At 43.4% G+C, this 22,056-nt stretch carries 13 protein-coding genes and 2 pseudogenes; 12 read left to right on the top strand and 3 right to left on the bottom strand.

The window, feature by feature from the left end:
- Positions 1-269: 269 nt before the first annotated feature.
- Entirely contained in the window at positions 270-1,805 is a 1,536-nt protein-coding gene (locus tag HMPREF9420_RS10645; RefSeq protein ID WP_007135685.1) for an arylsulfatase, read from the top strand.
- A gap of 118 nt (positions 1,806-1,923) precedes the next feature.
- Here the strand turns inward: HMPREF9420_RS10645 and HMPREF9420_RS10640 are convergent, their stop codons facing one another.
- On the bottom strand, positions 1,924-2,913 hold the full coding sequence (locus HMPREF9420_RS10640) for a DUF6261 family protein (protein ID WP_007135684.1): 990 nt from the start codon (positions 2,911-2,913) through the stop codon (positions 1,924-1,926).
- A 404-nt stretch (positions 2,914-3,317) separates the two neighbouring features.
- Positions 3,318-3,440: pseudogene (locus HMPREF9420_RS10635) on the bottom strand (glutamine amidotransferase); the annotation flags it as partial.
- Between the two features lie 190 nt (positions 3,441-3,630).
- On the opposite strand from HMPREF9420_RS10635, the pseudogene HMPREF9420_RS13990 reads away from it, so the two are divergent.
- From HMPREF9420_RS13990 to HMPREF9420_RS10595, 8 genes and pseudogenes are all read left to right on the top strand, one after another.
- Positions 3,631-3,750 (top strand): annotated as a pseudogene (locus HMPREF9420_RS13990) (transposase); the annotation flags it as partial.
- A 195-nt stretch (positions 3,751-3,945) separates the two neighbouring features.
- A complete protein-coding gene (locus HMPREF9420_RS10625; RefSeq protein ID WP_007135681.1) occupies positions 3,946-4,458 on the top strand; it encodes a hypothetical protein in 513 nt (170 codons plus the stop codon).
- 206 nt (positions 4,459-4,664) lie between these two features.
- Entirely contained in the window at positions 4,665-5,642 is a 978-nt protein-coding gene (locus HMPREF9420_RS10620) for a glycoside hydrolase family 130 protein (RefSeq protein ID WP_007135680.1), read from the top strand.
- Between the two features lie 252 nt (positions 5,643-5,894).
- Entirely contained in the window at positions 5,895-8,150 is a 2,256-nt protein-coding gene (locus HMPREF9420_RS10615) for a GH92 family glycosyl hydrolase (RefSeq protein ID WP_007135679.1), read from the top strand.
- Between the two features lie 57 nt (positions 8,151-8,207).
- Positions 8,208-10,292: a glycoside hydrolase family 20 protein gene (locus HMPREF9420_RS10610; protein WP_052297301.1), complete on the top strand. Its 2,085-nt coding sequence runs from the start codon at positions 8,208-8,210 to the stop codon at positions 10,290-10,292.
- 7 nt (positions 10,293-10,299) lie between these two features.
- The gene (locus tag HMPREF9420_RS10605) at positions 10,300-11,985 is read left to right on the top strand and encodes a sialidase family protein (protein ID WP_007135677.1); all 1,686 of its coding nucleotides are present in this window, start codon (positions 10,300-10,302) and stop codon (positions 11,983-11,985) included.
- 193 nt (positions 11,986-12,178) lie between these two features.
- Complete coding sequence (locus HMPREF9420_RS10600) at positions 12,179-14,359, top strand: GH92 family glycosyl hydrolase (protein WP_007135676.1); 2,181 nt, start codon at positions 12,179-12,181, stop codon at positions 14,357-14,359.
- Between the two features lie 145 nt (positions 14,360-14,504).
- On the top strand, positions 14,505-15,158 hold the full coding sequence (locus HMPREF9420_RS10595; RefSeq protein ID WP_007135675.1) for a carbohydrate-binding family 9-like protein: 654 nt from the start codon (positions 14,505-14,507) through the stop codon (positions 15,156-15,158).
- Between the two features lie 533 nt (positions 15,159-15,691).
- Here the strand turns inward: HMPREF9420_RS10595 and HMPREF9420_RS10590 are convergent.
- Entirely contained in the window at positions 15,692-17,236 is a 1,545-nt protein-coding gene (locus HMPREF9420_RS10590) for an alpha-L-fucosidase (RefSeq protein ID WP_007135674.1), read from the bottom strand.
- Positions 17,237-17,536: 300 nt separating this feature from the next.
- On the opposite strand from HMPREF9420_RS10590, the gene HMPREF9420_RS10585 reads away from it, so the two are divergent.
- The 3 genes from HMPREF9420_RS10585 to HMPREF9420_RS10575 all read left to right on the top strand — a co-directional run bounded on the left by HMPREF9420_RS10585 (position 17,537) and on the right by HMPREF9420_RS10575 (position 21,732).
- The gene (locus HMPREF9420_RS10585; protein ID WP_007135672.1) at positions 17,537-18,868 is read left to right on the top strand and encodes an MFS transporter; all 1,332 of its coding nucleotides are present in this window, start codon (positions 17,537-17,539) and stop codon (positions 18,866-18,868) included.
- Between the two features lie 87 nt (positions 18,869-18,955).
- Entirely contained in the window at positions 18,956-19,744 is a 789-nt protein-coding gene (nagB, locus tag HMPREF9420_RS10580) for a glucosamine-6-phosphate deaminase (RefSeq protein WP_007135671.1), read from the top strand.
- Positions 19,744-21,732: a glucosamine-6-phosphate deaminase gene (locus HMPREF9420_RS10575; protein ID WP_007135670.1), complete on the top strand. Its 1,989-nt coding sequence runs from the start codon at positions 19,744-19,746 to the stop codon at positions 21,730-21,732. Before nagB ends, HMPREF9420_RS10575 begins: the two co-directional genes overlap by 1 nt.
- The last annotated feature ends 324 nt before the right edge of the window (positions 21,733-22,056 follow it).

Genomic DNA, 22,056 nt, shown 5'->3' with positions numbered 1-22,056 from the left:
TATAACGTTCCGATTGAGAAAATATTCTCAACCGGAACGATTTTTAATTCAAAATTGGTGCTAATATTACTTTAACTTCAATAATGTTGAATAGTTAGAATAAGATGTTTCAGAAGTTTTTGCTGCCACACGAACAAATACTGAGTTACGGGTATCAATGCCTTCGAGCAAAGATTCTTATCATAATATTCGTTAAAATGAATGTATAGCTCAAAAAATATATATACATTTACAACACGAAATCCTTTATACCTAACGATAGATACATCATGAAGACTTTATCTTCAATAGCACTTACCCAGATGGTTTGGCTCAGTGCAGTCCCTGCTTTGGCACACAAAACACACAAACCCAACATCGTTTACATCATGTGTGACGACATGGGATACGGCGATTTGGCCTGTTATGGTCAACGATATATATTGACTCCCAACATCGATCGACTTGCTTCAGACGGCATGCGCTTCACTCAAGCCTATGCTGGAGCACCCGTCAGCGCACCATCACGCGCTTGTTTCATGACGGGACAACATTCGGGGCACACCGAAGTACGTGGAAACAAAGAATATTGGAGCACAAAGAATACTGTACTTTATGGCAATAACCGAGACTTTGCCATTGTAGGCCAGCATCCTTATGACCCTAACCATGTTATCATTCCCGAAATTTTGAAGGCTAATGGCTATCAAACGGGGATGTTTGGTAAATGGGCTGGCGGCTACGAAGGTTCTGAATCAACTCCCGACAAACGTGGAATTGACGAATTCTTTGGCTATATTTGCCAGTTCCAAGCCCATCTTTATTATCCTAATTTCCTTAATTCCTACAGCCGATCTCTGGGAGATAAGGGCGTGAAGCGTGTCGTCTTAGAAGACAATATCGCTTATCCGATGTTTGGAGACGACTATTCCAAGCGCCAATCTTACTCTGCTGATCTCATTCATCAGCACGCTTTACAATGGCTTAAGAAGCAAACGGCCGACAAACCCTTTCTCGGCATCTTCACATATACGTTGCCTCATGCCGAACTTGCACAGCCCAACGACTCTCTTTTGGCTTTCTACAAACGACGATTCTTTACAGATAAGACCTGGGGAGGACAGGAAGCATCTCGTTATAACGCTGTAGTGCACACGCATGCACAGTTTGCTGCCATGATCACGCGACTCGATGCATACGTTGGAGAGATTGTAAACGTGTTGAAACAAAAGGGACTTGACGACAACACTATCGTCATTTTTACGAGTGATAATGGCCCACATGAAGAGGGAGGAGCAGACCCTTCATTCTTTAATCGCGATGGAAAGTTGCGGGGAATCAAGCGACAATGTTTTGAAGGAGGAATCAGAATACCATTCATTGCCTATTGGAAGGGCCACATAGAAGCAGGAAAAGTGAACACCACTCCATTCGCTTTCTACGATCTTATGCCTACATTCTGCGACCTTGCTGGCGTGAAAAACTATGCAAAACGCTATCGAAACAAACGCTCAAAAGACGATTATTTTGATGGCATCTCTATCGTTCCAACGCTTCTTGGCCATGAGAATGCACAGCAACACCACCCATATCTCTATTGGGAATTTGCCGAAACAAACCAAATTGCAGTGCGAATGGGCGACTGGAAACTTGTGGTTATCAAGGGTGTTCCGCATCTTTTCAACCTCGCAAATGATTTACATGAAGATCACGATGTGGCTGCCTTACACCCTGAAGTGGTTCAAAAGATGATTGACATCATTTATAAAGAGCATGTAGACAGTAAGTTATTCCCTATCACCCTGCCTCAAAAACAAAGTTCATAAGGCTGCACTGAGTTCATGAACTGCGTTGACTAACGAGGCTTGAAAACGCAAATCCCGACGCAAGGACATCAAATCTTTCGTCGGGATTTCTTTTAATGAACTTCAATAGGAAGCTGTGTTACTTCAGCTTCTCCACCGTCAGACCTCCCGGCTCTCCGGGCTGAATCTTAAACTCCACATCCACGAGTTTGCCGTCCGCGATACGCACCCAGAAGGGATTGTCCACATCGTCGGTCACCATCTTGTAGGCACGTTCCGAGCCTGTGCCGGTGGCAAGGCCGGTGAACTTCATCACGCCCGGCGTGAGGTGGGATTCCTGCTCATAGGCGGCGATGAGCGATTGCACGCGCTTTACTTCTTCGGACTTCTTTCCGCCCGATGTCGTGCCTTTGGTGACTTTCATCTGTGCTCGGCTCTGATTGTAGGCCGTGGCGGTGTCGTCGATGAGTTTGTTGAGCTTGGTGATAAACGCAGTGAGCTCGGCAGCCGGCGCGGCGATGCTGAAAGCGAAGGCCACGGTGGTCATCTCATCGTATTCGTCGTTCATCTTTTCGCGTACAGGCTTGGCGGCACCGAGGTCGGCAGCCACCTGCGACGCGGAGCGGCTTTCGAGCAGCGTGGCATAGCGGTCGACGGTCGTCTTCAACTGGTCCACTGCGGCCTGCAGGGCAAGCGTCTGAACATGCGCCTTGAGCTCTGGCTTGGCAAGGTCGGTGAGCAGTCCGCGTGCCTGCTGCACCTCCTGCCGCTGCGCCATTCGCTGGATGCCGGCATAAATTTTCGTGGCATTGTAGAGCGTGGTGGCAGCGGCTTTCTGTGCGGCTACGGGACTCTGCCTGGCGCTGCGGATGGCCGAGAGGATGTAGGTTATCAGGTCGTCGGCTTCCTTGTCCACCGCCACAATATCGGCGGTCTCATCCGAAATGCGGCTCTGCGCCACGATGTCCGTCAGCAATTTCAGATTGGCATCGAAAGCGGTCAGCGTTGCGGCGCTGACGTGCAGTTTCTCGGCTGTACCTTCGTGAATGAGGTTACTCACTTGCTGAGCAAAATAGGCATACTCAGCGTTGTTCAACTTCTGTAGATTGATAATGCGAACTTTCTCCATCTTGATTTTTGTTTAGAGGTTAATAAAAATAGTTGCTCAAATTTAATAAAAGATTACAAGAATCCAAGCGTTTTCGCTTCATTTTTACTTGCAAAATGGATTTTTGAGGTCGAAATCCTATTCCACACCACTTGCTAAATGGAATTTTGAGGTCGAAATCCTATTCCGCACCACTTGCTAAATGGAATATTGAGGTCGAAATCTCATTCTCCACCACTTGCAAAATGGAATTTTGAGGTCAGAATCTCATTTCGCACCACCTGCTGAATGGAATTTTGAGGTTAGCCTTATTCGCCGGCACATAAAAAATGGAGGAATACAAACGTTTCCCCTATTATCTGTCATTAATATCTAGAAAAGAGCTGAAAATTTAATTGAAAATCCCTTTCAATGACTCTCTGAATAACGCTATATTTTACCTCGCTTCCGGGTATAACTCCTACATGGAGCGCCGTAGAGAGAAAGGCGCCCTCCCAATCTGTGTACTCGTCTAATAGGACAAATAAAACTTTCTGTTTTGAATTCATATTATGTTGACAAACTTTTATGCAATATGCTGATTCTGCGACACAAAGGTACTACATTTTGGTTGAAAGAGATCTTTTGAGGTTGCTTCTTTACGAGGTGGTGACGAAGCAGGAGGCAATCAATACCGACCTGTGGCTGCTGGCATGGCAGGTAAGGACATACTCGTGGAATGACTTGTGGTTCGGGCTTGTTTCCAAGAGTGAAGGTGCAAACTTCTGGTTAGAGGTTCTAAGCGACCTTCAGAACAGAGGTGTCCGGGATATACTGATATGCTGTGTTGACGGTCTGAAAGGCTTTCCTGATGCTATACAATATCACAACAATTAGCAATAAAATTTGGAGAACGTTTTGAGATTATGTAACTTTGTCTCGGAAGGAAGATTCCTCATCTGACTGGCACGATTAAAAATCGTGTCATCCAAATGAGGTAAAATATGAAGGATTAGAGCCTTGACACAGTTGAAATTACACAACCGGTAATGACAAAATAACAATAGAAGCAAAATGGCAAATAAAAAAATGAAATTAATAATGTATCTCTCCTTTGTACTCTTTTGTTGTTGTACAAATACAAATAACAGAAAAGATAGCAAAGAGGATTTTTATACAAGGACTTCAGGTTGGGATTACATGAGGATACCTCTAATTAAACCTTTCGAAGTAACGTGCACCGATAATGTCCAGTGGATTGTAGATACAAAAATTCCTCCGACAACTATTCAAAACATACAGGGACCGAGCGATGTTAAGAGAGTGGGCGTATATCCTCCGTATATATTATTATATTGTAAAGGAGAACCGATAGTTTCCGGACAGCCAGTCAAAGAAGCATGGTTTATTATTAATGCTAATGAGAATAGGATTTATGGCTTTAAGACACAAAAAGACTTTCTTTTATTTGCATCAGATTGTCGATTATCTAATCTTAAAACATTTGATGTAAATAATATTTGGCAATCTTTTTCTAATGGGAAAGCATTGCCGTGGACAAAGAATATTGATAAATATAAACAATGAAATCATCCATTTTAACGTGAATTCGTCGAATTCACGTTAAAATAATTACGTAGGATATTGTTTAACGAGAACAATGAGCGTTAAGAATTGTTTTCACGGATTAATATTTAATAAATCACGTTATATGTCCCAGAAAAGAGTTATCTTTGTTTACTGATTCTATGCGATAAAACTCACAGAACTAAAAACGAGAAAACAATTATATAATGAGAAACTTAAATGAGATTTTGCCTTGGGAAGACCGCCCTCAAGACTGCAAAGATGTGATGTGGAGGTATAGTCAGAACCCCATCATCAACCGATATGACATTCCTTGTTCGAACAGTATATTCAATAGTGCTGTCGTTCCGTTTGAAAACGGCTTTGCAGGAGTGTTCCGTTGTGACAACAAAGCTGTGCAAATGAACATTTTTGCAGGCTTCAGTAATGATGGAATCCATTGGAAAATCAACGAAGATCCTATCGTTTTTGAAGCTGGAAACACAGACATGATTGAGTCAGAATATAAATATGACCCGCGAGTAACATGGATTGAGGACCGTTATTGGATTACTTGGTGCAATGGTTACCATGGACCTACGATAGGAATTGGCTATACTTTCGACTTCAAGACCTTCTATCAGTGTGAGAATGCCTTTCTTCCATTCAATCGAAATGGTGTGCTTTTCCCTGAGAAAATCAATGGAAAGTATGCCCTTTTGAGTCGCCCCAGCGACAATGGACACACACCTTTTGGCGACATCTACCTCAGTTTCAGTCCTGATATAAAGTATTGGGGTGAGCATCGCTGCGTGATGTCACCGACTCCTTTCCCTCAAAGTGCGTGGCAATGTACAAAGATTGGTGCCGGTCCTGTACCCTTCTTAGTCGATGAAGGCTGGCTATTGTTCTACCATGGAGTTATTAACACCTGCAACGGATACCGCTATTCAATGGGTGCCGCCATATTAGACAGAGAACAACCAGATAAAGTTCTCTACCGCACTCAACCTTATTTATTAGCTCCAAACGCACCTTATGAGTTGCGAGGTGACGTTCCTAACGTTGTATTTCCATGTGCAGCACTCCACGATGACAAGCGTGTGGCCGTATATTATGGTGCAGCCGATACTGTGGTTGGACTGGCATTTGGCTATATTCGAGAAATCGTTGACTACATAAAACATAACAATATCAAAGCTTAAAGGCTGAGAACAAAACAAGTTCTGTTTGGTTTTCAACAGCAAACAAGGGAATACATGGCTTAAACTGTAGTCCATGATGAGCGACTTTGAATGTAAAAGTTATGTATTCCCTAATTTGATAACACTACGAAATAAACACATTGCATCATTGTTGATGATGAACGATCGGGCAATTTGTATGCGCGAATCATGCGAGCAATACTTTTTTGCAACTGAAAAGCATACAGCTTTCAGCTACTAACCAATTTCATTATGAAGAGAAACCTCATCCTTGCCTTGTGTATGGCATGCAGTTTGGGCACCATGAAGGCTGCTCAGACCCAGAAAGTTGAACCTGTTGACTTGGTAAACACCTTCATTGGAACGTCTAATTTCGGCACAACCAACCCCGGAGCGATATGCTCCAATGGTCTGATGTCAGTCGTTCCGTTTAATGTTATGGGTTCCAACGAGAATAAATATGATAAAGATTCACGCTGGTGGTCAACCCCTTATGAATATCATAACATATTCTTTACAGGCTATTCTCATGTCAATTTGAGTGGTGTTGGCTGTCCCGATATGGGCTCATTACTATTGATGCCCACGACCGGAAAACTCAATGTAGACTTCCACGACTATGGAAGTAGGTATAAAGATGAAGTAGCTCGCCCCGGATATTACAGCAATTTCCTTTTGAAACACGGCGTAAAGACAGAGGTTACAGCCACACTTCGCACCGCTTGTGAACGCTTTACATTCCCTAAAGGAGAGTCACACATCTTATTAAACTTAGGAGAAGGGCTCACGAAAGAATCGGGAGCAATGGTTAAACAGGTTAGTCCGACGGAATATGAAGGCTTTAAACTGCAAGGCGCCTTTTGCTATTATGCGCAAGCAGTGTTTCCAATCTATTTCGTAATGCGTGTAAATAAGGTGCCAGAAAGTATGGGTTACTGGAAGAAACAACGCGAAAGGCCAGACAATCAGGCTGAATGGTTTCCCGATAGAGGCACATTTAAGCTCTACACGGCTTATCAAAAAGAGATTGCAGGCGATGATATTGGCGTATACTTAAACTTTAATACTAAAGAGAATGAAGTCGTTGAAGTGCAGATTGGCGTATCTTTTGTGAGCATAGCCAATGCTCGTGAGAACCTGAATGCAGAGCAAAAAGGAAAGGATTTCAATGACATTGCACAAGAAGCACGCCAGAAATGGAACACCGATCTTAAGCAAATAGAAGTTGAAGGGGGTACAAAAGACGAGCAAACAATATTCTATACGGCGCTCTATCATACGCTTATACACCCTAATATCCTTCAAGATGTCAACGGAGATTACCCTGCTATGGAGAGCAATAAGGTCTTAAAGCAACACGAAGGCAATCGATATACAGTATTTTCTCTATGGGATACCTACCGAAACCTACATCAACTGATGACCCTTCTCTATCCAAACAGGCAACGAGATATGGTTAAAACCATGATCAGTATGTACGATGAATGCGGTTGGTTGCCTAAATGGGAGTTGTATGGACGTGAGACTTACACGATGGAAGGAGACCCTTCGATTCCTGTTATCGTTGATTGTTGGTTGAAAGGACTACGGGGTTATGACATCAACAAAGCCTATACAGCAATGAAAAAGGGGGCAACTACTGACGAAAAGCATAATCCTTTGCGCCCAGATAACAATGAATACATGGCGAAAGGATACATTTCACTGCGTGATTCCTTTGATAATTCAGTGTCACATGCCTTAGAATATTATGTTGCTGATAACGCTTTGTCTCGCCTTGCCAAGGCTTTGGGCCATAAAGAAGATGCAAAACTCTTCTATAAAAGGTCGTTAGGATACCGCAACTACTTTAGTAAAGAGTTCAATATGCTACGACCTATCACACCGAATGGTAAGTTTTACAAGCCGTTTAATCCGCTTCAAGGAGCCAATTGGGAGCCTTCTCCGGGCTTCCATGAGGGAAATGCCTGGAACTATACGTTCTATGTACCTCATGATATCTATGGATTGGCAAAGTTGATGGGTGGAAAAGAGCGCTTCATTAGCCAGCTTCAATCGGTTTTTGACCGTGGAAACTATGACCCAACCAACGAACCTAACATCGCATATCCTTATCTTTTCTCTTACTTTAAGGGTGAAGAGTGGCGCACACAAGTATTGACTCACAAGCTTCTTAAAGCCTACTTTAAGAACAATCCCGAAGGACTTCCGGGCAATGATGACACAGGTACCATGTCAGCTTGGGCCATTTTTAGCATGATTGGCTTTTATCCTGATTGCCCGGGAGAGCCAGCTTACACCCTCACTTCACCTGTATTTGATAAGATTACGCTACATCTTGATTCCAAACAATGGGGAAAAGACAAGCTCGTTATTGAGACTAAGCGAAGCAATCCCAATGCCGTTCGCATTGAAAAGATGGAAGTTGATGGCAAGCCTTGGCACAACTATCGCATCAGTCACAGTGACTTGGTGAAGGCAGGTGTATTGAAATTCACATTAAAATAAATGTTTTCGTCGTGGCATTCGTATCAAAGAATGCCACACATTGTTACCCTTGATGAAATGAAAAAAATCACAATCCTTGGTATTACCGCTCTATTGACTGCATGTTTCAGCTTTGTCGGTCATGCACAAAACCTCATTCCAAAGCCTCAAAGCATCGTAAAAACTGAAGGAACATTGGCAATCAGTCAGTTGAAAGGCGTCATGACAAACCTCAACGAAAAAGAGTTTGCACAACTAAAAGCCTTTATTCCTCAGACGAAAAGCCTCAAATTAAACCCAAAGAAACTACGTTCTGCGCACAAAGATGCAGGAGGTTACCTTCAACTTATATGCACAGGAAACGCCCAACAGGCACGTTTAGCCTCAGACAATGTAAGACTTCAAGGCTATACACTTAAGGTTTCACGCCGTGGAGTCACCATAAAAGCGCCAACATCTATGGGACTTTTCTATGGACTTCAAACGCTTCGACAACTTGAAGACCATGGAAAGCTGCCCTATGTAGATATTACCGACCAGCCAAAATACGCCTACCGAGGCATTATGATCGATTGTTCTCGCCACTTCTTCCCTATAGATGTGCTCAAAAAACAAATCGAAGCAATGGCTTATTACAAGTTCGATCGCTTCCATTGGCACTTAGTTGATGGCGGAGGATGGCGCTTAGAAAGTAAGAAATACCCTCGATTGACCTCAGAAACTGCCTATAGAACGCAGGAGGATTGGCAGAAATGGTGGAACGAAGGCGACCGAAAGTTCTGCCATAAAGATACTCCCGGTGCTTACGGAGGATATTATACACAAGACGAAGTGCGTGATTTGGTGGCCTATGCAGCTGCTCGCCACATCACAGTTATTCCCGAAATAGAGATGCCCGGGCATAGTAATGAAGTGTTATGGGCCTATCCTGAGCTGGCATGTGAAGGCAAAGTGCATGGTCAGTCCGACCTTTGTGTGGGCAAAGATAGCACATATCGTTTCTTAGAAGATGTGCTTACAGAGGTCATGTCGCTATTCCCTTCAACGTATATCCATATCGGTGGCGACGAAGCCGAACGCAAAACCTGGGCTACTTGCCCTGATTGTATACGTGAAATGCAAGCTAATGGGCTCAAGACAACAGCCGAACTACAAGGTCATTTCACGGAGAAGATAGAGCAATTCCTTAACCGTCATGGCCGAAAACTCATGGGATGGGATGAAATTATGGAAGGAAAGCTCGCACCAAATGCCGCTGTCATGTCATGGAGAGGATTCAAAGCAGGTCTCGAAGCCGCTCAAAAGGGTCACCCAGTTGTAATGACTCCCGGCGCCTTTTGTTATCTTGACCACTATCAAGACGCACCTATGACACAGCCACGGGCACAAGGTGGCTACGTAACGCTTGAGAAAACATACAGTTATGAGCCTCTTCCCGACAGCTGTAAGACACCAGAAACTGAGGCAAACATAGAGGGATTGCAAGGTAATGCATGGACAGAATACATCCCAACTGCCGAACATCTCGAATACATGATTTATCCCCGAGCACTTGCTTTGGCTGAGATTGGATGGACAAGTGGACCAAAGGACTATGCCAACTTCCGCAAACGGGCTCTCCATGCCATTGACTTCTTGAAACAAAAAGGCTATCATCCCTTCGACTTAGCACATGAAAAAGGGGACAGAGAAGAGTTTCGTTCGGGCATGAATCATGAGGCCTTGCATAAGAAAGTGACTTATCTGAGCCACTATGCACCCCAATATCGTGCCGAAGGAGATAACACTTTGACGAATGGTATCGGTGGAAACTGGGGATACACTGAAGGCAAATGGCAAGGCTTTATAGACCCAAAGGGCGTGGATGTCATTATAGATATGGAGAAGATTACAGACATAAAAGACGTCCAAATCAATTTTATGCAACAGCCAGCAAGCGTGATTTACACCCCTTCTTCAGTAGAAATTGAGGTATCGAATGACGGGAAAAACTTCACCAAAGTTGACAAAACACGTTGTGATATCCAACCAACAGGAGGCTATCTCATCTATCCTTATCATTGGAAAGGACTGGCTAAGGGCCGCTATGTGCATATAAAGGCTGAACTTCATGAACCAGATAGCTGGCTATTCATTGATGAAATCATGATTAATAGAAAATAAATTATAAATGAAAAAACTTCTCTTTGCATTGCTCTTGCTCTGCAGTTTCCATGCAAAAGCAGCCGACACCTTATTTATTAAGCAACCACAGGTGCCCATATTAATAGAGCGTCATGACAACATTCTATTGTTAATGCGACTCGATGCCACAGAAACGAAGCGATTAGACGACATCGAACTATGCTTCGATGATAGGCTTCCGCTTCAATATGTGAAAGCCGTTAAGTTATATTATGGTGGAACTGAGGCCCAACAATACAGCAAACAGAAACGTTTTGCGCCTGTAGATTATATCACAAACTTTACTCCCGGCAAGACCTTGCAAGCCATTCCGTCTTATGTTGTGCTGAAAAGCAAACTTCAACCCACCACACATCGCTTCACCTTACAAGCCCAACAACTTCTCTTTCCGGGTGTAAACTACTTCTGGGTTAGTATCGAAATGCAACCCAATGTGCCTATAAAAGCAAGGTTGAATGCCATGATTTCACAGGCCAAAGCAGATGGAAAGACACTACCGATTGTCAACACTTCGGCTTCGGATATGAATCGAAGAATGGGCATAGGTGTTAGACATGCCGGCGACGATAACGTCTCTGCATATCGCATTCCAGGTTTAGTGACAACCAACAAAGGTACACTTCTCGGCGTATATGATGTGAGATATAACAGCAGTGTCGACCTACAAGAGCACATAGATGTAGGCCTTAGTCGCAGCACTGACGGCGGAACAACGTGGGAAGCCATGCGATTGCCGTTGGCTTTTGGGGAGACTGGCGGTCTGCCTGCAGCCCAAAATGGCGTTGGAGACCCTGCAATCCTTGTGGATAATACCAATAACAACATCTGGATTGTAGCCGCTTGGGCTCATGGAATGGGGAATCAGAGGGCGTGGGTAAGCTCACAACCCGGCATGGATAGCACCAAAACAGCCCAATTAGTCATGACAAAGAGCACCGACGATGGACGCACTTGGTCGGCTCCAATCAATCTAACGGCAAAATTGAAACAGCCAGAATGGTTCTTCTTCTTCCAAGGACCGGGCCGCGGAATCACTTGTAAAGACGGCACACTTGTATTTGCCATGCAGTTCATTGATAAGAATCGAGTGCCTCATGCAGGTATCATGTACAGCAAAGACCATGGAGAAAGTTGGGCCATCTCTTCGCCGGCATGCAATAATACGACTGAAGCGCAGGTGGCAGAACTACCGAATGGTGAGCTAATGCTTAACATGCGAAACCAAAGCGGAGGGGGAAGAGCCGTGTATACCACGCGAGATTTAGGGCAAACTTGGATTGAACATCCTTCTAATATCAAGGCTTTGCAGGAACCAATCTGCATGGGAAGCCTCATCAGTGTACGTGCAAAAGACAATGTTCTCGGTAAGAACATCTTGTTGTTTGCTAATCCTAATGACCCCAAAGAACGCAAAAATATCACCATTAAGTTAAGCTTTGACGATGGAAAAACATGGGATTGTGCTCATCAAGTACTCTTAGATGATGGTTACGGCTGGGGATATAGCTGCCTAACCATGATAGATCGTGAGACGGTTGGCATTCTTTATGAGAGCAGTGTGGCACAGATGACCTTCCAAGCCATCCCACTTAAAGACCTCGTTGCAGGGGAAACAAAAGTTAAGATAAAACACAAGGTGGTGAAAAGAGGTCCTGTTTGCTTGACGGAATGAATCACATAGATAAATCCTTAGGAATCAGTAACTTATCAAAGTGACTTGTTTCACGATGCAAAGTGAGGCATTTCACAACATAAGATGACGCATTTCACACGCTAATATGATGTGTTTTGCTTGGCAAAATGAGGCATTTCAGAAAACGATTCAAAAAGAACAGCAGAAAAAAGAAATAGAAAACAACAACTAAATGATATTCAATATGAAACAAAAACTATTGGGATTGATGCTCCCACTCGCTGTATGTGCAGGCCTACAAGCGGCAACTCAGCCAACAACGCATGACTACACACAATACGTTAACCCCTTTATTGGCACGGGAGGACACGGACATGTGTTCCTCGGTGCTAACGTTCCGTTTGGTCATATCCAAGCCGGTCCGACACAAAAGACCCAGGGTTGGGACTGGTGTTCAGGCTATCATTACAGTGATTCGATTCTTGTTGGCTTCGGACAGATGCACCTTAGCGGCACGGGTATAGGCGATTTAGGAGACATTGGGCTTCTACCTGTGACGAAATCTGATACGCGTGAGGTGAAGTTTTCACATCGTGCAGAGTATGCAACACCAGGATATTACGCGGTAACTATGGCCAATGGAGTGCGTGTTGAGCTTACCGCCACACCACGTACTGCCTTCCATCGTTACACGTTTCCAGCTGATGTACGTCAGGAACACGTAGTTCTCAACCTCTCACAAGGTATTGGATGGGACAAGATGACAGACTGTTCGATGAAACAAGAGGGTCAAAACACCATCATAGGAACACGCTTTTCCAAGGGCTGGGCTAAGGATCAACGCGTCTTTTTCATAGCCGAGTTCTCACAACCCATTACCCATCAGGAGCAAGAAGGAGACTCGTTGAGTGTACTTTCGTTTCAAACTACTGGCCAACCACTCATGGTAAAGGTGGGTATTTCGAGTGTAAGCATCGACAATGCCCGTAAGAATCTTCAGCAAGAATCACCGAGTTGGGACTTCAACGCCATAGTAACAGCGGCGAAAGATGCATGGAACAAGGAGCTCGCTAAGATTGATATAGAGACCAATAACACGACAGATAAGCGCATCTTCTATACGAGTTTATATCACACAATGATTGCACCTTCGGTGTTCAATGACGTGAATGGCGAGTACAGAGGAGCCGATGGACAGACTCATCACGGTGACTTTACCCCCTACACTACATTCTCTTTGTGGGACACTTACCGTGCCGCTCACCCCTTGATGACGCTGATTCATCCCGAGAAACAACGCGACATAGCCCAGACTATGCTTCATATTGCGAAACAACAAGGCCGACTTCCCGTGTGGTTTCTTGAGGGAAATGAGACTGATTGCATGGTAGGTAACCCCGGAGTTCCAGTCATTGTAGACATCGCTTTGAAAGGTTTTGACGTGGATAAGCATGCAGTTTTGGAAGCCGCTAAAAAGACTCAACTCAACGGAGACCGTGGTTTGGACTTGATTAAAAAGTATGGTTATCTTCCTTATGACCTTGATCCAACCAATGAAACGGTTGCAAAGGGCTTAGAATATGCCTTAGCTGACGGCAGCATTGCCCGATTAGCCAAGGTGTTAAAAGACGAAAAGGATTATAAGTACTTTCTAAAACGAAGCCAAGCTTACCGAGATTACTACTTCGATAAGCAGTCAAAGTTCATGCGTGCCATTGATTCGAAGGGACAATTCCGCACTCCTTTCAACCCCTTTAAAGCCATTCACCGCGCTGACGACTATACAGAGGGCACGGCATGGCAGTACATTTGGCTCGTTCCTCATGACGTTCGAGGACTCATTTCGGCTTTCGGTGGCGACAAACCCTTTACAAACAAGCTCGACTCTCTATTCATTGTGCAAGGTGATATGGGGAAGGATGCCTCACCAGATATATCTGGTTTGATTGGACAATATGCTCATGGGAACGAACCAAGCCATCATGTTATCTACCTTTATGACTATGCTGGTCAGCCATGGAAAACCGCTTCACGCGTTCGCGAGGTGCTAAGCACGATGTATCATGACGATTTCGACGGCCTGAGTGGTAACGAAGATGTGGGTCAAATGTCTGCATGGTATGTGCTTTCTTCCTTAGGTTTCTACCAGGTTGAACCCGCTGGAGGGCGTTATGTCTTTGGTTCGCCACTATTTGATGAGGCAACGATGAACGTAGGTAAAGGCAAAATGTTCCGCATTATCGCACATAACAACAGCAAAGAGAATATGTATATCCAGAGTGTTAAACTCAATGGAAAGCCTTATTCGCGTTCATACATCGACTTTAAAGACATTGTTCGTGGTGGAACCTTAGAGTTTTTCATGGGCAACAAGCCTTCAAAGTTTGGTGTAAAACCAGCTGACAGACCATAGTTTAGCCTATAAGTGCAATGGCGTTGCAGGCTACAAACACGATACTTTCATATCAATAGCATCTTCAACGCCCATTGCTTTATTCACGAATCATGCTCAACTGCTGCATAAAAGGCAGGAGACGTGCATATAAAATCGTTGTAAAATGAAAAAGATTGAAGTAAAACGACTGAATATTCAGCAAGTAAAGGCTGAAGAAATCCCATCATTGTTCAAGACCTTTGATGTTGAATATCATAAAATTGACACTGTAGACTGGCCCGAAGAATACCCTTATTGTCCAAACGTTGAATTTGGAATAGCGCACAAAGGCAATGCAATCATGATTCATTATCGTGTGAATGAAGACAGTGTGCGGGCCGAAGCGGGCGAAGATCTCGGTCATGTGTGGGAGGATTCCTGCTGTGAATTCTTCGTTAGTCCTGACGAAAAAGAAGGCTATTACAATATAGAGACAAACTGCATCGGTACAGTTTTGCTCTGCAATGGTAAGTCGAGAGAGAACAGAACACCTGCTCCGACCGCTATTCTTCAAGCGATTGACCGCTGGACAACACTCGGACGAAAGCCTTTTGGCATAAGAAACGAACCGCAAACTTGGGAACTTGCCATTGTCGTTCCTGTTGATTCGTTCTTTAAACACAAGCTCACGGAACTATCAAACAAGTCAATGCGCGCTAACTTCTATAAGTGTGGAGACAAAACTAAGCGTGCACATTTCCTCTCATGGAACCCAATTGACATTGCAAAACCCGACTTCCACCGTCCTGATTTCTTTGGAGAAATAACGTTTTTATAAGCTAACCCAGTTTTCATAACATTCTAATCATAGGGGTTCATGCCTTAATCAGCAAAGCAAAAGTTAACAACTCATGCGCTGATATCAGGCATGAACCCTTATTTATGCGATTAAATCATGGCGCAAAACACGTCACTTTATCGTGTAAAATAAGGCAGATTGTGAGGTAAAATGATGCAGATTACAAGGTGTTTTGTTATGTTTTACAACTTGACACCTATCTAATGATGTAATACTTTGATTGAAAGCAAGTTATAAACTATAACCTTTTGCACTATGCTCCATAAATAAGCTTGTGATGCTTAGCATTCCATAGGTTAATAACTGGCGGTATAAACCTCTTTAAGGAGAATAGAGCCTTATCTCCATTCAACACAATGTTACAAATGATAAATAGAAAATGGCACAACAATGCGTTAGTCTCTTTGTGCGTTAACGCGTTGTTGTGCCACCTCATGCCACGCTTGTGGTCTCGCTAATTGCCAAATTTAGCGGTCAGTTGACATGCCACCTATATAAATAGGTGAATGACCTTATTCTTTCAGTTGATAGAGTCCGATTTCCGAAATGGCTGGAACAGCGCGCATCTCACTAATGGTGAGTCTCGCTTCGCTTGCCGTTTCGTTAGGGAATTTCAATAGACGTTTATGCCCGATTGTCGTTCCTTCGGTGACTTTTTGCCATGCTCCGTGCTGGTTTTTCACTTCAAGTGTGAAGGCTTCTACACGTTGTCCCTTGCGAATATCCTCCTGAACAGAAAGCACATTGAATGTTGTTGGCTTCTTAAATTGGAACGTAAATACAGCCTTTCCAGCCTTTGTGTCGGGCAAAACCGAAGTATTGTAGTTGCCATCTACAACAAAACGAGGTTTACCCTGCGTCAAATTGCAAGTCACTTTAGCCTTGGAAAGCAGGTTATGTGTAAAGGTTTCATCATATAAACGACGGAAAGCACGCAGACTTTCAACGTCTTTCTCGCTCAATTTACCCTCTTTGTTTGGTGGAATATTAAGCAAAAGAACGCCATTCATGCCTACAGACGTGAAATAAATGTCCATCAACTCTTTTGCTGTTTTAACCTTATGGTCTTCTGTTTCGTGGTAAAACCAGCCGGGACGGATAGATACATCTATCTCAGCGGGATACCAAACGAGCGACTTAGCCTTAGCAATGACTGCACGACTACCAAGGTCTTGTCCCATCATGTCACCCGTTGGTTGAGCCAAAACCTCTTTCTGTGAGTTGGCAGCAATGGCATTTTGGTCAAGGTTTTCTCTTGGAACAACACTCCATTCCATTGTACGTCCACGCCCACTCTCGGTTCCTACCCATCTCACATCAGGCCCCATGACAGCTATAACGGCTTCAGGTTGGAGACGACGGATAAGCTTATACCAGCGAACGAAGTCGTATTCTTGTTTCTTTCCGTTAGGTCCTTCTCCACAAGCACCATCAAACCACACCTCACTTACCTTGCCATAATGCGTCAAAAGCTCGGTGAGTTGGTTGACAAAATAGTCGTTATAAGCCTCTGTTCCGTATAGTTTTGAGTTGCGATCCCATGGAGAAAGATAAACGCCGAAGTCCATTCCATACTTCCGACAGGCATCGCTCACGGCTCGAACGACATCACCCGTGCCATTTTTCCATGGAGATTGTTTCACACTATGAGTCGTATAAGCCGATGGCCAAAGGCAAAAGCCGTCGTGATGCTTACAAGTTAGGATGGCACACTTAAAGCCGGCAGCCTTCAACTCACGTATCCATTGGTCTGCATCAAGTGCCGTTGGGTTGAAAATTGCTTCATTTTCTTTACCATCTCCCCACTCTCTGTTGGTAAAAGTGTTCATTCCGAAGTGTAGAAAGGCTGTAAGTTCCTGGCGTTGCCATTTGAATTGGCGCGCAGAAGGAGTCACATGAGCCGCCTTTTTAACAATGTCGGCAGGAGAATCTGTAGGATTTATAAGAACAAAGTTGTGCTCTTGAGCCTGCGATGTCAATGGATTTGCAAGGGCAAACAACATTGATGAGGTTGCCAAAGCATATTTAAGAAATTGTGAACGAGGGTTCGTTTTCATAGATTTGGATAGTAATAATTTGCTAATTTCGTTATATATTATGCTGCAAATATAGGAGTTTATGTTGAATTTACCAAACAATTATCTTTTTAAAAGCACGCCTTTATGTCGTTGAACAAGGCTGAAGAGCAGCCATATAGTTGTGCATGGAGAAATGAAATGAAGCAGACCAGGCACGAAATGTATTTAGTGGTGGGGAGAGCGCATGCGTTTAGCGAGGTAAATAAAAGTTAAATATGGTTCTGTTTGCGGTTTAATGTGTATCTTTGAGCGCCTTTTAATCATAATTCTAACATTTAAATGCAACTAAACTCTAAGAATAAAGCAACCGAAGTAACGTCAAAACAGAAGAAACATAGCCCTATATCGTGGGTTCCTACGCTATATTTTGCAATGGGAATGCCCTATGTTGTGCTCAACATGGTTACCGCTTTGATGTATAAAGGGATGGGTGTTTCGGATGGATTAATCACATTTTGGACTTCATTGATTATGTTTCCATGGACTTTAAAGCCATTATGGAGCCCGTTCTTAGAGATATATAAGACCAAGAAGTTCTTTGTTGTATTGACTCAAATCCTAACCGGCATCTTGTTTGCATTGGTAGCTTTCGCACTGAATCTGCCGAATTTCTTTGCCATAACGATAGCTATCTTTGCGGTGATTGCATTGAGTGGGGCCACACATGATATCGCTGCAGATGGTACTTACATATCGGTTTTGTCGAAAGATGAGCAAGCACGTTGGATAGGATGGCAGGGAGCATTTTACAATATTGCTAAAATTGCCGCAACAGGTGGGTTAGTTTATCTCGCAGGTACATTCATTAAGCACTATGGAGTGACTAAAGCGTGGATGTTTATCATGCTGATTATCGCCGTAATCATGGTTGTTGTGGGTGTATATCATTATGCAATACTGCCTAATTCGAATGAAGATAGCGAGAGAAAGCCTACATCTCTTAGCAAGTCTATGGACGAATTGCTGAAAGTTTTCCTTGACTTCTTCACGAAAAAGCATATCGTTTATTATATTTGTTTTATCATTTTGTATCGCTTTGCCGAGGGATTCGTGATAAAAATTGTACCACTTTTCCTCAAAGCTCCACGCATATCACAAGGTTTAGGGCTAAGCGAGCAAGAGATAGGAGTATATTATGGCACGTTCGGTGCAGCCGCTTTTGTCATTGGTTCGATTCTCGCGGGCTATTACATTGCTTGGCGCGGGCTCCAGAAGAGCCTTTTCTCGCTCGCGCTTGTATTCAATATACCATTCGTTGCCTATACTTTCTTGGCGTTATATCAGCCTAACAGTATGTGGTTAATAGGGGGTGGCATTGTAATGGAATACTTTGGATATGGCTTTGGCTTTGTAGGCTTGACGTTGTTCATGATGCAACAGGTCGCGCCGGGTAAGCATCAGATGGCTCACTACGCTTTCGCCAGCGGCATAATGAATTTAGGTGTGATGTTACCAGGTATGATTAGTGGTTATATCTGCGACAAAATAGGCTATCAACACTTCTTTATCATGGTGTTGATATGTACAATTCCCGCATTGTTAATCACGTGGTTTGTACCTTTTAGCTATCCCGAAACAACGGAAAAAGCAAAGAATGAGGCAACAACTTGAGTCAATGCATTCATGCAAAAGCATCACAATATAGGATGATAACAAAGAAATATTAAACCCAAACATATAAAATTAAAACCAAAAGTTATGAGATTAATCATAGAACCCAACTATGAACAGTTGTCGAAATGGGCTGCAAACTATGTTATTGAGCGTATAAATGCAGCCTCAGGTAATGCAAAACCTTTTGTACTTGGCTTGCCAACAGGCTCTTCTCCAGAAGCAATGTATGCAGAATTGATAAAGGCTTACAAGGAAGGAAGAGTGAGTTTCAAAAATGTTGTGACTTTCAACATGGATGAATATGTAGGACTTCCCGAGTCACATCCACAGAGTTATCATTCTTTTATGGCTGAAAACCTCTTTAAACACATTGATTGTCCGAAGGAGAATATCCATATATTGAATGGTAATGCCAAAGACTTGCAGGCCGAATGTCAGCATTATGAGGACATGATTCGTGAGGCAGGAGGCATTGATCTCTTTTTAGGCGGCATAGGACCTGACGGACATATCGCCTTCAATGAACCCGGTTCATCACTTCGTTCACGTACACGCGTCAAGACTTTGACTTCAGACACACGCATAGCGAACTCTCGTTTCTTCGAGAATGACCCCGAAAAGGTTCCTGCTCACGCTTTAACCGTGGGTGTCGGCACTGTAATGGATGCAAAAGAAGTGTTGATTCTCGTCAATGGTCACCACAAAGCAGAAGCTCTTCGCGCTGCCGTTGAGGGCGGAATCACCCAGAAATGGACTATCAGTGCATTGCAAATGCATGAACACGGCATTATCGTTTGCGATGAAGCAGCCACAGACAAGCTCACTGTTGAAACTTACAAATACTTTAAAAACATAGAAAAGGAGAACTTATAATGAAGTTAAATCTAAGTTCGCAGATAGTACTTAACAAAGTACCTGAAGCATTTTATCGCCCCGCTACAGCTGTAGAACGTTCTGAAATCACACGTTTTGAGAAGGTTCCAACCGATATTTACCCGACAATTGAAGAGGGAAGTGTCAGTATTGTCAATCAACTTGAGGCTGAAATAAAGCATAAGCAGCAGGAAGGAAAGTATTATGTCATGGCCGTTGGTTCTGGTTCATCGCTGACTCCAATCTTCCAAGAACTCATTAAGCGTCATAAGGCTGGCAAACTAAGCTTTAAGAACGTTATCATCTTTAACGCTTATGAATATTTTCCATTGACTCCTGAGAACCTAAATCGCAGTATCAATCAGCTGAAGGATAGGTTCTTAGACCATATCGACATTGATTCTCAGAACATTTATACCCCAGATGGCACAATCAATCAAAACGATGTACAAGAATATTGCCATCTTTATGAACAGCGCATCAAAAGCTTTGGTGGTTTAGATGTTATCCTTTTGGGTATCGGTCGAATGGGAAACATCGCGACAAATGAGCCTGGTTCCAGCCAAACTACAACATCTCGTCTTATTCTTATAGACGAAACATCACGTGAAGAGATGAAGATGAGCTTTGGTTCACAAGAGTCTGTGCCACCATGTTCTATCACTATGGGTGTAAGCACAATTCTTTCTGCACGCAGAATCTATGTAACGGCTTGGGGAGAAGAAAAGGCTGACATCATCAAGAAGACTGTTGAAGGCAAGGTTACGGATGCCGTTCCAGCCTCATTCCTACAAACTCACAACAACGCTCATGTCATTATAGACCTCTCTGCGGCTTCAAAGTTGACACGAATTGAGCATCCTTGGCTTGTGGCTTCATGCAAATGGACAGATAAACTCGTTCGTTCTGCCCTCGTTTGGCTTTGCCAAATCACGAAAAAGCCTATTCTTAAGCTGACCAATAAGGATTATAATGAGAATGGATTGAGTGAGTTGTTGGCATTATATGGCTCTGCTTACAATGCAAACATTAAGATATTCAATGATCTTCAGCATACAATCACGGGTTGGCCAGGTGGAAAGCCCAACGCAGATGATACATATCGTCCAGAGCGTGCAAACCCATTCCCAAAGAAAGTGATTGTGTTCTCACCACATCCTGATGATGATGTCATCTCCATGGGAGGCACTTTACGTCGCTTAGTGCAACAAGGTCACGACGTACATGTAGCATACGAGACTTCAGGTAATATCGCAGTAGGTGATGAAGAGGTAGTACGCTTCATGCATTTCATTAATGGTTTCAACCAACTCTTTAGCAATGGAGAAGACGAAGTCATTAAGTCTAAGTACAAAGAGATTAAACACTTCTTGCAAAACAAGAAAGAAGGTGACATCGACAGCCTTGATGTGCGTACAATAAAAGGCCTAATTCGACGCGGAGAAGCCCGTACTGCCAGCACATTCAATCAGATTCCACTTGATCATGTGCATTTCCTTGACTTGCCTTTCTATGAGTCTGGCAAGATAGAGAAGTACCCAATGGGCGAAAAAGACGTAGAGATTGTTCGCAAACTCATCTCTACTATCAAGCCAAACCAAATCTATGTAGCTGGCGATTTGGCCGATCCACATGGCACACACCGTAAATGTACCGATGCAGTACTTGCTGCTCTCGACTTAGAAAAGGAGGCAAAGGCTGATTGGTTGAAGGAATGTAAGGTGTGGATGTATCGTGGTGCTTGGGCAGAATGGGAGATAGAGAACATCGAAATGTGTGTACCGATGAGCCCAGAAGAGCTTCGTGCTAAGCGAATCTCAATCTTAAAGCATCAAAGTCAGATGGAAAGTGCGCCATTCTTGGGCAATGATGAGCGTCTGTTCTGGCAGCGTTCAGAAGACAGAAACCGTGCAACGGCTAAATTATATGACGACTTAGGACTTGCTTGTTACGAGGCAATGGAAGCCTTTGTTGAATATAAAATCTAAGCGGTTGGATATCCGATAAAGCGACTTTCAACTGAAAATAAATCGCAATATTAATGGCTCTGCATGCCTTCCTACTATTAGAGGGCATGTCAGAAGCCATTTTTTTTATTATGTATAGACATCAATCCGATGATGAACTATACACACCAACACCATAAGTGCTTTGTTGTGGTGATTCATCCTCACACACCTCATGTTTTCAACCCTAATGAACGGCAAAATGAAATGATGCAAATTGCCGTGTAATCTGCATCATTTTACACGATAAAGTGCCATGTTTTACACCATAATCTGCCTCAACTTATTTTATCAATCGTTAGGGGT

The sequence above is a fragment of the Segatella salivae DSM 15606 genome (assembly GCF_000185845.1).
Taxonomy (GTDB): domain Bacteria; phylum Bacteroidota; class Bacteroidia; order Bacteroidales; family Bacteroidaceae; genus Prevotella; species Prevotella salivae.
The sequence above is the reverse complement of the archived record's forward strand: the minus strand, read 5'-3'. Positions and strand labels throughout refer to the sequence as shown.